Genomic DNA, 13,649 nt, shown 5'->3' on the forward strand with positions numbered 1-13,649 from the left:
GGCACCTCTTCTTACCATATCAAACTATGCAAGAGATGTGAAGAATTTTCACTTTTATTTCTATGTACCCATCTTTATTACTTAAGGAACAAGAGCAACAATCCTTGAATAAACCCAATCGTTCCTCCTAATAATGCCCCTAAATATGTAATCATTTTTAACTCGTTTTTTGTGATGGATAATACGAGATTTTCGAGTCTCTCTGTTGAAAATGTAGATACTTCTTGCTGGACAATTTCTGCAAGGTGTAAATTTTTCAATACACTCTCCACGTTTTCTGTCCCCCACTTCAAACCTTTCTCTACTGCGCTAGGGACCACTTTTCCAACTATTGTTTCTCGAACTGGCTCACATACTTGCTGAACAGATTGATTTAAAAATCTGTTCACTGTTTCCTCTACTTGAACCGCTGACAATATGGAGCTTACAATCACTTCTTTCTCTACAAACGTTTCTAATTCTTGTACGTCTCTTCCTTTTAACTTTTCCCACTCTTTTTGCAGTACATCAGTTAAAAGCCGCTCTGTTCCATCTTGTCCTAAAAACTTAATCACTTCCGGCTGCACACGATCCACTAAACTTACATTCCCTAAAAACATACCGACTAAATTAAGCATCGTTCCGCGAGAAGCAAAGAAGTCATCAATCATTTTTGAAAGGCGTGCCTTTCCTTCTTCACTTTCAAAAAAGCTAATTCCTCTTTTCAAAATAAAAGATGCTACATTCGGAATCGCATTCTCTACTTTTTCATGAACAGAATGAGGTAAAGCCTGTTCCCATGTATATGTATAGTACTCTGCTAAAAATGCATGAATTTTTTCTGTAATAACATGTTCGATTTTTTGAGTCGCCTCTTCTTCTACATGTTCTAAATTCCATTTTTCTAACATATCCCGTAACGACTGTTCATTTGTAATTACTTTATCAACTTCCACTTGTGCCCAGCGAATTAAACTTTTTTGAAACTCTTCATTTGTTAATTTCTTTCCGATTCCTTCTGGTGTTAACAAATGTTCTACAACCATTTTCCCTAATTGAACAGCAAGCTCATCGCGGCGCTTCGGAATTAACCCTGGCGTAAATGGAACTTGAAACTTCCCAATATAAATAGAACGATGAGGACGAAATAACATTTTTATTGCTAAATGATTCGTGTACCCTCCAATAATCGCCCCGAGTCCTGTCGTTGTTAACATATTTAACCATATATTCATCACAATCAACCTTTCACTTCTCCAAAACTATAGCATATCATCATACGGACAAAAGTATAATGGTATAAAAACGTATTTGCAATATATAGCTTCGCCTATTATGCAAACATCTTGTTAATAAAGGAGTGATTTCGTTGGTTCTTGGTCTTTTAACTTCTCAACTCCATCACGAGCAAACGTATTACACCGAAATCGCCAAGCGCGCTCGTCTCTATCATAACGTCGTCGCCCAATTCACACCGTTTAGCATTGATTCAAAGACAGATCTTGTTTCCGGTCTTATTTACGATACAGATACAGGAAATTGGATAAATCAAACCTTTCCCATTCCTTCATATATATATGATCGTTGTCATTTCAAAGAGGATGAGGAATTCCAACAAGCAAATGCGATTATTCATTCATTACACAAACGTTCTTCCACTACTTTTTTAAACAACACACTTATTAATCCAAGCGATTTGCACAATCTTTTTCTTACTAATAAACGTCTTTCTCCTTACGTACCAAAAATAAAAAAAGGAACAGTACAAGGAATTTTTAAATTACTACTAGAAACAAGAGATATTATTATAAGACCAATCAATATACATTCCAATGAAAATTTATATCGGGCCACTTACAAAAATAAAACATTTCATATCGATACAGTAAATGAACAGCAGCATACTTCTACTCAATTCAAACGAACAGATGAATTTATATCATGGTGCAAATCGAACGTACACTCATCCCGTTATATGATTCATCCAATGTTACAACCTCCAAATCAACTATCATATCCGATTCATATTCGAACCATTATGCAAAAAAATAAAGAACAGACTTGGAACGTTCTCGGTCAATTTATACAAAAATCTTCATTCCCAGCACAATTTTTACTTTCAGCAACAGAACGTTCTAAGTTACATCCGTTTTCTAAAATTAAATATTTACTTTCTCCAACTGGCGTTCAATTATTGAAAGATGCTTTACATGATGTTGTAAGTGAAGTGTTTAAAACGCTCGATCAGTCCTATTCGTCATTATTTGAATTAGAGCTTTCTACCATTATGGATCAAAAAGGTGCCATTTGGCTTATGTACGTCAATACGATGCCGTCTTACGAAGTTTATACTAGGTACAACGACGAACTGGCTGAACAAATTTTTCATGGTCCATTAAAGTTTAGCCGATTTACACCATAACGAAAGGAGGAAACCCCCGTTGAAAGAGCACATATATACATTAAGTATTTCAGATGAGAATCCAAATAGTATTACTTTACCTTACGTTTTTTCTATTACACCACCAATTACATCCCTTTCCTTTGGCTTACGTTATATTACATGCGAGAATATTAAAATTCATTATTCATTCACTCGAGAAATCATTATTGGAGAACAAATTGCAACTAAACTTTTACTACCACATTCAGCAACAATCCATGCCTTCATACAAAATCAAACAATTGTTTTCGGTCCATTAATCGGGATTTTCACAACTGGCTTTAACGATGATTCTAATTCTCCTTTAGGAAATCGTTCTACTTCTCTCAGTGAGTTACTAACACCACCATTCACATTGCAGCCATTTGTATTTGTCTTTGGCATTCAACATATAAACTGGGAAGGGGAAACCATTGAAGGGTACTTCTTTCAAGAAAGCAAATGGGTAAAAAACAAAGTCCCTTTACCAAATGTCATTTACGACCGTTTACCAAATCGGCAAGCAGAAAATTACAAACCTATCGTAAGAGCAAAGAAAAGATTAGAAAGCGACTATGCGATTCCGTGGTTTAATCCAGGGTTTTTTAACAAATGGGAAGTGCATCAACTTTTAATGAAAGAAGATTCGATTAAACAATTCTTACCAAAAACAGAGGCATTTCAGCATTTTGAACAAGTAGAACGACTTCTTGGTACGTATAAGTATATTTATATGAAACCAATACACGGTAGCTTCGGGAGAAATATTCATCAAATACTCTATTCTCAAACTGATAATCGTTACTATTGTCGTTATCGTGAAAATGAACAAAATAAACTAAGAAAGTATCAATCATTAGAAGCACTTCTTAACCATGTGTTAAGAGGACATGATTTAAAAAAGTTTATCGTACAACAAGGTATCTCACTGCTCCGCTTCGAAGGGCAACCCGTCGATTTTCGCATTCATACAAATAAAAACCATTTTGGTAATTGGGTAGTCAGTGCAATCGTCGCAAAAATCGCCGGCAAAGGTAGCTTAACAACTCATGTAAATAGCGGTGGTGATACGAAATTACTTCAGGAACTGTTTCCTGATTCAACAAAGCAAGTTCAAATTGAAAATAAACTAAAACAAACAGCCTTACAAATCAGTTATGCACTCGACCAACAAGTAACCGGGAATATTGGAGAAATTGGTTTTGACATTGGTTTAGACACCGCGGAAAATCCGTGGCTATTTGAAGCAAATTCTAAACCGGGGCGAACTGTATTCCAAGATGAAAAGTTAAAAGAACAAAGTGAACTTACGCGCCAATTATTTTATGAATATGCCATCTATTTAACTGAACATTCTTTGTGCGGTCCGAAAGAAAAAACATCTCAAATACAATCAGATCCTGCACCTGACAACGGAAATATCCCGTCCCCTATGATTAACTCACAAATACAAAAACAAAAACTTCCACCTCACTCATAAGGTGGAAGTTTTCTATTTATACAAACTTTACTACAACTTCCGTTTCCACATTACATACTCCGCAATAAAAAATATGATTGCAGTACTCATTTGAATTATTATGTGTTAAACCGTCTACCGCACTTAATAATTCCTGATCCATATATGCACTGTAATCATCTATGTAATCTACAGCTTTCCCATAATCTTGGAGTATTCCTTGGCAATTTTGACAAGAATATGTTTGTGATTCTAGCGCGTTGCAAAGCGGGCAAATCCCCATCGTTATTCCTCCATACGTTATCGTTTAAAAACAATTAAAAAGCCTCTATTTTAGATTGAAGAGAGCATCTAGCCGTGCGTAGACGCGGTCAGTACCTTTTTCTGCCCCACCCTGGGTTAAAATAGAAATATGCCGTTGATACCATTTTAGGTTTTATATTACTAAGCTTTAATTTATCTCACTTTAATTACATTTTCGTTTAAAAGCCTCTCTTTTTTAAATGGAAGAGAGCATCTAGCCTTGCATAGGAGCAGTTAGTTCCTTTTCCTGCCCCATCCCGGGTTAAAACAGAAATACGAAGTTGATACCATTTTCATTTTTGTTTCTCTAATCTTTTTAATAACATCAAGCTAAAAAAACGTCAGCCTTGCATAGGAGCAGTTAGTTCCTTTTCCTGCCCCATCCCGGATTAAAACAGAAATACACAGTTGATGCCGATTTAATTTTTATTTTACTAAGCTTTAAGCACAGCTGATTATACACAGAAAATTAACGCATATGATTTCGCTCTTAGTTTAGCCTTCTTTCTTAAAAATACAACGATTACTCTTATTTCATACTTTACGAAATGATGAAACGTTTTTTACAAAATTTACAAATTATTATTTTGTATATCTTTCTAGGTAACATCCATACTATGAGTACAAACTTAATTACCGATGGATTAGCGCCAAACGGGGCGATAATCTGGTTCAAATCCAGCTAGTCCAACCAAAAAAACTTTTATAACTCTAAGGAGGATATATTCCTATGGCAAACCAAAGTTCTTACAATCAATTAGTAGTACCAGGTGCAACAGCAGCAATCGATCAAATGAAGTACGAAATCGCTCAAGAATTTGGTGTACAATTAGGAGCAGATTCTACGGCTCGCGCTAACGGTTCTGTTGGGGGAGAAATTACAAAACGTTTAGTTGCAATGGCTGAGCAAAGCCTTGGCGGATTCCAAAAATAAATATATATGGCAAAAAGGTCTCAGGGCATATGCCCTGAGACCTTCCTTAATTTACTGCAACATTTGTAAAAACTTCTTCGTTCGTTCTTCTTTTGGATTTGTAAATACATCTTCCGGTGTACCTTGTTCGACAACGACACCGCCATCCATGAAAATAACACGGTTCGCAATTTGATGAGCAAAGCGCATTTCATGCGTTACAATGACCATCGTCATTCCTTCTTTAGCAAGTTCTTTCATAACCTTTAAAACTTCTTGAACTAGCTCAGGATCAAGTGCTGAAGTTGGCTCATCAAATAGTAAAACTTCCGGCTCCATCGCAAGCGCACGAGCGATTCCAACACGCTGTTGTTGTCCACCTGATAATTGGAACGGATATAAGTCTACTTTATCCGCAAGACCAACTTTTTCAAGGAAATAGTTTGCTTTTTTCTTCGCTTCTTCTTTCCCCATCTTTTTCACTGTAACGAGCCCTTCCATTACATTTTGAAGTGCTGTTAAATGCGGGAATAGATTATGGTGCTGGAATACCATACCTGTTTGTGTACGAAGATTTACAATATCTTTCTTCAATACTTTTTTAGAAAAATCGAGCTCTTTATTACCGATGCGAATGTTACCAGCGTTCGGTGTTTCTAGCACGTTGAGGCAACGTAGAAACGTCGTTTTACCAGATCCAGATGGCCCGATAATAACAACAACTTCGCCCTTCTCAACTGATAAATCCATATGTTTTAGTACGGTATTATCTCCGAAACTTTTTTGTAAATGTTGAATTGAAATCATAAAAACAAAAACTCCTTTTATGAAAGGGTTATTTTAGAGTGTAACGTTCTGAACGTTTTTCTAATATTTGTTGCACGATAGATAATAAGAAGCAAATTACCCAATAAATTAGACCTGCTTCGAAATAAACAATTAAAAACTCATAGTTCATTGCCGCAATTTCCTGCGCTTTTCGGAACATTTCTGTTACTAAAATTAACGATGCTAATGAAGTATCCTTCACTAAACTAATAAATGTATTCGAAAGCGGCGGAATAGATACACGCGTTGCTTGCGGTAAAATAACACGTTTTAATGCTTGCGGATATGTCATCCCAATTGTGTAAGCTGCTTCCCACTGTCCTTTCGGAATAGAAAGAATAGAAGCACGAATAATTTCAGATGCATATGCACCGACATTTAATGAAAAACCAACAATTGCTGCTGTATATGGCTCAACCTCAATATTAAGAGTTGGAAGGCCATAGAAAATAATAAATAACTGTACAAGAAGTGGCGTTCCGCGAATGATAGATACATAGATACGAGCAATCCATTGTAAAATACGACTACCTGAAATACGCGCGAGCGCTGTTAACGTCGCAAGTATAATACCGATAATAAATGTAATAAGCGTTAACGGAATTGTCGTAAAGACAGCTTCCTTCAGCATAGGCGAGAAGGAAGTCTGCATAATATCTATCCATGTAGACAATCGATCTGAGACCACTGCACTACTTAGAAACATTTTCACCGAACCATTTTTTCGTTATTTTATCGTACGTACCATCTTTTTTCATATCTTCTAACGCTTTATTTACCTCTTGTACAAGTTTGTCGCTACCTTTACGGAATAAGAATCCACTTTGTGATGCTTCTTTTTCTGTGTCTACAATTTTAATTTTCGCATCTTTTTTCGTTTCTAAATAGTTTAACACTGATAATTTATCATTGATTGTGAAATCAACGCGGCCAGAATTTAACAATTCAGCTGCTTGGCTAAATCCTTCCACACCCTCGATTTCTGCACCATTTTTCTTAGCGATATCTGCATAGTTACTCGTTAAAGATTGTGCCCCTTTTAACCCTTTCACATCAGCAAAAGTAGCAGGTTTATCTTTATCTTTCGCAATAACTAATGCTGCTGAAGAAGAAATGTATGGACTAGAGAAATCATATTTCTTTTGACGATCTTCACGAATACCAACTTCGTTCGCCACCATGTCGAAACGTTTCGCATCTACTCCTGCAAGTAAGCTATCCCATTGTGTTTCTTTAAATACAGGTTTTACACCTAAACGTTTTGCAACTTCTTCTGCTAATTCAACGTCAAATCCAGTTAATTTATTACTTGAATCGTGGAACGTAAATGGTGGATATGTACCTTCTGTACCAATTACAAGCTCACCGCTTTGTTTTATCTTCTGTAACGCATCTTGACTAGCTGTATCTTTTTTCTCTTCTTTGCCGCAGCCCGCTACAATCCCAATCGCTAATGTAGTTACTGCAAGCACTGAAAATAATTTTTTCATGATAGTAGTCCTCCAAGTATTCTGATAGGAATTTAAAAACTATATTGATTGTATGCAATTTCGAACAATTTTTCAATGAAAATGTTCTTATTTAGTTTATCCTTTTTCTTCATAATCAAACAAAATGGCAAAATACTGCTACATACAAAAAATAAGTAACATTTTTAAATATAGCATTTATAAAGAAAAAGGTAAAACAATACTTACTTATTTATAAGTTTTTCTACCGGTGAAATATATTAACTGCTCAACGGACAATCCAATCAAAAAAGAACTTGCGAAAATCGCAAGTTCTTCTAAAAATTAAGCGCTCTGGTTTCCTTCCATTTGCGTTTTGTACATATCGTAATAACGCCCGCGCTTTTTCATTAATTCATCATGGGAACCTTTTTCCAAAATCGTTCCTCTATCGAGCACAATAATTTGATTAGCGCTTTTAATTGTTGAAAGACGATGAGCGATAATAAACGTCGTTCGTCCTTTTTTCACAACTTCTAGCGCTTGTTGAATCATCGCTTCTGTTTCTGTATCAATACTGGAAGTCGCTTCATCTAAAATTAAAATCGCCGGATCAAAAGCAAGTGCCCTAGCAAACGATATAAGCTGACGTTCTCCGGTTGAAAGTGTACTTCCTTTCTCCGTAATTTCTTCATCTAAATTGTTTGCAAACCTTTCAGCACCAACATCACGTAACGCCTTTACGATGCGATCTTTTGAAATTCCTTCATTTTCTAAGCTTACATTGGATGCCACTGTCCCGCTAAATAAAAACGGATCTTGCAATACAATTCCCATATGTTCACGTGTTGCTTGTTTCGGCATCTCTGTTACATCGTGACCATCAATCGTAAGCTTCCCTTTTTGAAATTCATAAAATTGAAAGAGCACATTCATAATGGAACTTTTTCCTGATCCAGTATGGCCAACAAGTGCCACTGTCTCCCCTTGTTTCGCTTCAAAAGAAATATTTTTTAACACTTCATCTTTTCCATTGTAAGAAAACGAAACATTATCGAATTTCACATTTCCGGTTAAGCGAGGCATACGTTCTTCTTCTACTGCCTCTCCCTTTTCCTCTAGCAATTCAAAGACACGCTCTGATGCAACACGCGATTGCTCTAAGTTAGCAAGTTGGTTCACCATATTCGTAATTGGCGAGAATAGCCTCGTTAAATAATCGACGAAAGCATAAAGTATCCCGAGTGAAACGATGCCCGAAGCGCTTAATGAAGCACCACCGAAATACCAAATTACACCTGTAAAAGCGATGTTTCTTAATACAGACACTAAATTATGCGAAGTTGCTGCATTTAAATTTAAAATTTTATTTTGATATTTAAAATAATCGCCATTGAGCTCTTCAAATTCCTTCTTCGTTTCACGCTCTTGACGAAATGCTTGAATAATTGGCATCCCTTGAATCGATTCATTCACTGTTCCGTTAATATCCGATAAACGCGAACGCATTTTATGATTGTATACAGACGCATACTTTCTATACATAATCGCCCAAACAATTAAAATCGGGATAATTAATAAACAGAACATCGCGAGTTTCACATCGAGTAAGAATAGAGCAGCGAAAATCCCGATAATATAAATAATGCTAGAGACGAATGTCGCAAGTACTGTTACATATAAGTCACGAATCGCCTCTGTATCATTCGTTACACGCGAAACAATTTTCCCTGCTGGTAAATGGTCAAAATAACGAATTGGCAACGTTTGAATATGGGAAAAGACGTCTTCCCTCATAATTTGAATAATTTTGTTTGCCGCCTTCTGTAAGAAGAACTGCTTTCCGTATGCAAATAATGATACGACTACTAATAAAGCGAAATAACCACCGCCAAGTAATAGTAAACGATTTATTTCCGGTTTATAAAACGCAAATACTTCTTCTTTCGTTAAGGCTTTCACTTTATACACTTGCACTGCCTTACCACTTTTTACTGTAACTACATCACCCTTAACAGTACGAGTTCCTTCAAGCGTTATTTTATTCGGCACAAAATAGTACTGAAAACCAACTTGAATCACTCGGACTTCTTTCCCTTTTTTCTCACCTTGTTCAAAGCGATCACTTCGCTTATAAAAGGCGCCATTATATGAAACTGCATCCTCACTCTTTTCTGTTTCATACCAAGGTCTCTCTATTCCAACGATATGCTCATCAATCATCGTTTTTGCGACGAAAGGACCCGCGAGTTCTGCAATAACAAAAACAAATAGCATCGCCATCGCTGCAAAGATCGGCCCCTTCACTTTCATCGCATATTGAAACACTCGTTTTGAAACACTCATATTTTCACCCCGCTATCCGCACTTTCACTTTCACCTTGTTGTCTGTCGAACTGCTCAGCATACCAGCCCCCATTTCGAACGAGCGCTTCATGCGAACCTTCTTCAATAACCTCACCGTTATCCATAACGAGAATCCAATCAGCATGCTGCACCGCTGATAAACGATGCGTCGTTATAATTGTCGTCTTCCCGCTTCTTTCTGTTCGTATATTTTCAATAATTGCTGCTTCTGTGCGAGCATCAACAGCTGATAAAGAATCGTCCAAAATTAAAATTTCCGGATTTTGAATAACAGCCCTCGCAATAGAAATCCTTTGCTTTTGCCCACCTGATAAAGAAACACCTTTCTCCCCAACAAGCGTTTCTAAACCTTCTGGTAAAAACTCTAAATCTTTTTTAAACGCAGCTATTTCAATCGCTTTTTCAAGTTCTTCTTCAGTCGCTTCTCTGTTTCCAAATAAAATATTTTCTTTCGCTGTTTTTGAGAACAAAATGTGTTCCTGAGGTACATACCCAATCCAGCCAAGTACGTTATCATTCGTAATTTTATCTAGCTTCACATCAGAAACCGCAATATCACCTTCCCCAAGTGGGTATTGACGAAGAAGTTGACGAACGAGCGTCGTTTTCCCGCTTCCTGTTTTCCCAACAACTCCAAGTGTGTCTCCTTGTTTTAATGAGAACGAAACATTTTTTAAATTTGTTTCAATTGATGAAGGATATGAAAAAGTAACGTTATCAAACTGAATGTAATCTGGCTCTTGTACAACCTTTGGATTTTTCGGATTCTTTACATCTGGCTCATAAGCTAACGTTTCATTTACACGATCTAACGAAGCATTTCCTCTTTGCATAACATTAATCAATTCACCAATTGCAAACATCGGCCAAATCATCATCCCTAAATAGACGTTAAAAGAAACGAGCTCACCGAGTGTCACTGTTGATTGAAATACGAGATATGCACCGTACACTAAACCAATTAAATAACTAAGACCGACGAGCATTTTCACAGTTGGCTGGAATAATGCATCGATTCTTGCTACTCTCATATTTTTCTCGTATACGTCATCTCCTAAATGATGAAACCTTTCTTGATCAGCGTTCTCCTGTACGTACGCACGAATAACGCGTACACCCGCAATTGATTCAAGCACTTTATCGTTCATATCCCCGAACGCATCTTGCGCGACTGTAAATCTTTCATGCAATTTCTTTCCGTATATATTCATTGCAAACGCCATAATCGGAAGCGGTATAAGCGCAGCAAATGTTAGCTGCCAACTAATTGAAAAGCCCATCATACAAACGATTGTAAGCATATATAGACTAGAATCAACGAGCGTTAATATACCAAATCCAGCTGTCATGGAGATTGCTTTTAAATCATTTGTCGCTCTCGCCATTAAATCGCCAGTACGATTTTTTTGATAAAACGTCGGTGTCATCTTAAGTAAATGCCCCATAAATTTTGAACGCATCGTTTTCTCAAGTACGAATGCACCGCCAAATAGTTGGTGCTGCCAAATGAAAGTAAGCACGTACCCACCAATCGTTACCCCAAGTAAAATAAAAATATATTGCATAATCGCCTCGTTCGTTAAGGCTCCTGTTTTAATATTATCAATTGTAATTCCTAACACTTTCGGAGGAATTACCTCTATCACGTTTACAATTAAAAGTACCCCAATTGCGATACTATACCTTTTCCAATGCTCCCTAAAAAACCAGCTTAACTTTAGTAATACTGAAAACAATGTAACCTCTCCTTTCTCGTTCTCATTTGACCCTCATTTTTTATCCGCTATCCAAATCCATCACATTTACATTTCGTAAGCCATACAATTTCTTCACATTTTTCCACCTTCCAAATTCTGATTTTTTATAGTAACTACGAAAACAAGGAAGATAAACAAAAAAAAGCATACCGCCGCTTGACGATATGCAATAGAATGCATAAAAGCGTACGTTACGATATACGCAACGTACGCTTCTCATAAGACACAAAGGTCCTATATATCCGCACGGGTTGCGTAATGATATGAATGTTTTCCGCCATTTAACAGAGCTAAGCCCATTACATTTACGATTACAATCATTACGCACACCCCCTTCATTTATTTTCCATTTATAATCTTACAACTTTATTGAGTATTCTGTCAATTGTTTTTTTCCCTTTAGAATAAAATAATCTTTTATCACAAAAAATGAAAGTGATGCATTCTACTTATAATTCAGTTTGAAATAAGGGAATCTTCTGTAAGAAAGGGCATACAAAATAAAAAAATGGTAAGAAATCGTTTTCACAAACATTTCATTTGAAAAATATTATCAAACCACCTACAATCACCTTATACTCACTCTTACAAGTTGCTATTTTAGGAGGACTAATCATGACAACTAGCAATACGTACAAATTTTATTTAAACGGAGAATGGAGAGAAAGCTCTTCTGGTCAAACAATCGACATTCCATCTCCATACTTACACGAAGTAATTGGGCAAGTACAAGCAATTACTCGCGGAGAAGTGGATGAAGCAATTGCATCTGCAAAAGAAGCTCAAAAATCATGGGCTGAAGCTTCTCTACAAGATCGTGCAAAATATTTATATAAATGGGCTGATGAGCTCGTAAATATGCAAGATGAAATTGCCGATATCATTATGAAAGAAGTCGGTAAAGGATATAAAGATGCGCAAAAAGAAGTCGTTCGTACAGCTGACTTAATTCGTTACACAGTTGACGAAGCACTTCACATGCACGGTGAAAGCATGATGGGTGATAGCTTCCCTGGTGGATCTAAATCTAAACTTGCGATTATCCAACGCGCACCACTTGGTGTTGTATTAGCAATCGCACCGTTTAACTACCCAGTAAACTTATCTGCTGCAAAACTTGCACCAGCACTTATTATGGGTAACGCTGTTATCTTCAAACCAGCAACTCAAGGTGCTATTAGCGGTATTAAAATGGTTGAAGCACTTCATAAAGCGGGCCTTCCAAAAGGTCTTGTAAACGTAGCTACAGGACGCGGTTCTGTAATTGGTGACTACTTAGTAGAACATCCTGGCGTAAATATGGTATCGTTCACAGGTGGTACAAATACAGGTAAACATTTAGCGAAAAAAGCTGCGATGATTCCACTTGTATTAGAACTTGGTGGTAAAGATCCTGGTATCGTTTGTGAAGATGCAGACTTACAAGAAGCTGCAAAGCATATCGTAAGCGGTGCATTCTCTTACTCAGGTCAACGTTGTACAGCTATTAAACGTGTACTTGTACACGAAAATGTAGCAGACGAACTAGCTGGCTTATTAAAAGAGCAAGTGGCTGAACTATCAGTTGGATCTCCAGAACAAAACAGCACAATCGTTCCATTAATCGACGACAAATCTGCTGACTTCGTTCAAGGTTTAATTGACGATGCTGCTGAAAAAGGTGCAACAATCGTTATCGGTAACAAGCGTGAGCGTAACTTAATTTACCCAACATTAATCGACAACGTAACAGAAGAAATGAAAGTTGCTTGGGAAGAGCCATTTGGCCCAATCCTTCCAATCATCCGTGTTTCTTCTGACGAACAAGCGATTGAAATTGCTAACAAATCAGAGTTTGGCTTGCAAGCAAGTGTCTTCACGAAAGACATTAACAAAGCATTTGCAATTGCTAACAAAATCGACACTGGTTCTGTTCAAATTAACGGACGCACAGAGCGCGGTCCTGACCACTTCCCATTCATCGGTGTAAAAGGTTCAGGTATGGGCGCACAAGGTATTCGTAAGAGCCTTGAGTCTATGACTCGTCAAAAAGTAACTGTATTAAACTTAGTTTAATCTTATATTCAGCAGCTGATCTAATATTTAGGTCAGCTGCTTTTTAAATTTCCGAAACACTTGTGTATTATGAAGCGGCTTAAATCCTACAGGACCTAATAACGAACTCTTCTCTATA

11 protein-coding genes are annotated in these 13,649 nt (G+C 36.9%); 4 read left to right on the forward strand and 7 right to left on the reverse strand.

What is annotated here, in order from left to right; genetic code table 11:
* Nucleotides 1–77: 77 nt before the first annotated feature.
* Nucleotides 78–1,223 (reverse strand): DUF445 domain-containing protein, encoded by a 1,146-nt coding sequence (locus tag CQZ94_RS13195; protein ID WP_105585756.1) that lies wholly within the window; start codon nucleotides 1,221–1,223, stop codon nucleotides 78–80.
* 125 nt (nucleotides 1,224–1,348) lie between these two features.
* Between CQZ94_RS13195 and CQZ94_RS13200 the strand changes: the two genes are divergently transcribed.
* Nucleotides 1,349–2,401, forward strand: coding sequence for a YheC/YheD family protein (locus CQZ94_RS13200; protein WP_142395831.1), 1,053 nt, complete (start codon nucleotides 1,349–1,351; stop codon nucleotides 2,399–2,401).
* A 19-nt stretch (nucleotides 2,402–2,420) separates the two neighbouring features.
* Complete coding sequence (locus tag CQZ94_RS13205; RefSeq protein ID WP_105585758.1) at nucleotides 2,421–3,881, forward strand: YheC/YheD family endospore coat-associated protein; 1,461 nt, start codon at nucleotides 2,421–2,423, stop codon at nucleotides 3,879–3,881.
* 16 nt (nucleotides 3,882–3,897) lie between these two features.
* Here CQZ94_RS13205 and CQZ94_RS13210 read toward each other — a convergent pair whose 3' ends face one another.
* Nucleotides 3,898–4,143, reverse strand: a complete 246-nt coding sequence (locus tag CQZ94_RS13210) for a hypothetical protein (RefSeq protein WP_002159132.1) — start codon at nucleotides 4,141–4,143, stop codon at nucleotides 3,898–3,900.
* A 750-nt stretch (nucleotides 4,144–4,893) separates the two neighbouring features.
* Here CQZ94_RS13210 and sasP point away from each other — a divergent pair.
* Nucleotides 4,894–5,097: a small acid-soluble spore protein, SasP family gene (gene sasP, locus CQZ94_RS13215; RefSeq protein WP_000013349.1), complete on the forward strand. Its 204-nt coding sequence runs from the start codon at nucleotides 4,894–4,896 to the stop codon at nucleotides 5,095–5,097.
* Between the two features lie 51 nt (nucleotides 5,098–5,148).
* On the opposite strand, the gene CQZ94_RS13220 is transcribed toward sasP, so the two are convergent.
* The 5 genes from CQZ94_RS13220 to CQZ94_RS13240 all read right to left on the reverse strand — a co-directional run bounded on the left by CQZ94_RS13220 (nucleotide 5,149) and on the right by CQZ94_RS13240 (nucleotide 11,455).
* Nucleotides 5,149–5,883: an amino acid ABC transporter ATP-binding protein gene (locus CQZ94_RS13220; RefSeq protein ID WP_105585759.1), complete on the reverse strand. Its 735-nt coding sequence runs from the start codon at nucleotides 5,881–5,883 to the stop codon at nucleotides 5,149–5,151.
* A gap of 28 nt (nucleotides 5,884–5,911) precedes the next feature.
* Nucleotides 5,912–6,610 (reverse strand): amino acid ABC transporter permease, encoded by a 699-nt coding sequence (locus CQZ94_RS13225; RefSeq protein WP_002116512.1) that lies wholly within the window; start codon nucleotides 6,608–6,610, stop codon nucleotides 5,912–5,914.
* Nucleotides 6,597–7,394 carry an amino acid ABC transporter substrate-binding protein gene (locus tag CQZ94_RS13230; protein ID WP_105585760.1) on the reverse strand — a complete coding sequence of 266 codons (798 nt, stop codon included), beginning with the start codon at nucleotides 7,392–7,394 and terminating at the stop codon, nucleotides 6,597–6,599. The genes CQZ94_RS13225 and CQZ94_RS13230 overlap by 14 nt, the downstream gene beginning before the upstream one ends.
* 303 nt (nucleotides 7,395–7,697) lie before the next feature.
* Complete coding sequence (locus tag CQZ94_RS13235; RefSeq protein ID WP_105585761.1) at nucleotides 7,698–9,698, reverse strand: ABC transporter ATP-binding protein; 2,001 nt, start codon at nucleotides 9,696–9,698, stop codon at nucleotides 7,698–7,700.
* Entirely contained in the window at nucleotides 9,695–11,455 is a 1,761-nt protein-coding gene (locus CQZ94_RS13240) for an ABC transporter ATP-binding protein (protein ID WP_105585762.1), read from the reverse strand. Before CQZ94_RS13240 ends, CQZ94_RS13235 begins: the two co-directional genes overlap by 4 nt.
* Nucleotides 11,456–12,091: 636 nt before the next feature.
* On the opposite strand from CQZ94_RS13240, the gene gapN reads away from it, so the two are divergent.
* Complete coding sequence (gene gapN, locus CQZ94_RS13260) at nucleotides 12,092–13,531, forward strand: NADP-dependent glyceraldehyde-3-phosphate dehydrogenase (protein WP_105585763.1); 1,440 nt, start codon at nucleotides 12,092–12,094, stop codon at nucleotides 13,529–13,531.
* The last annotated feature ends 118 nt before the right edge of the window (nucleotides 13,532–13,649 follow it).

This window comes from Bacillus sp. MYb209, from assembly GCF_002975175.1.
GTDB lineage: Bacteria > Bacillota > Bacilli > Bacillales > Bacillaceae_G > Bacillus_A.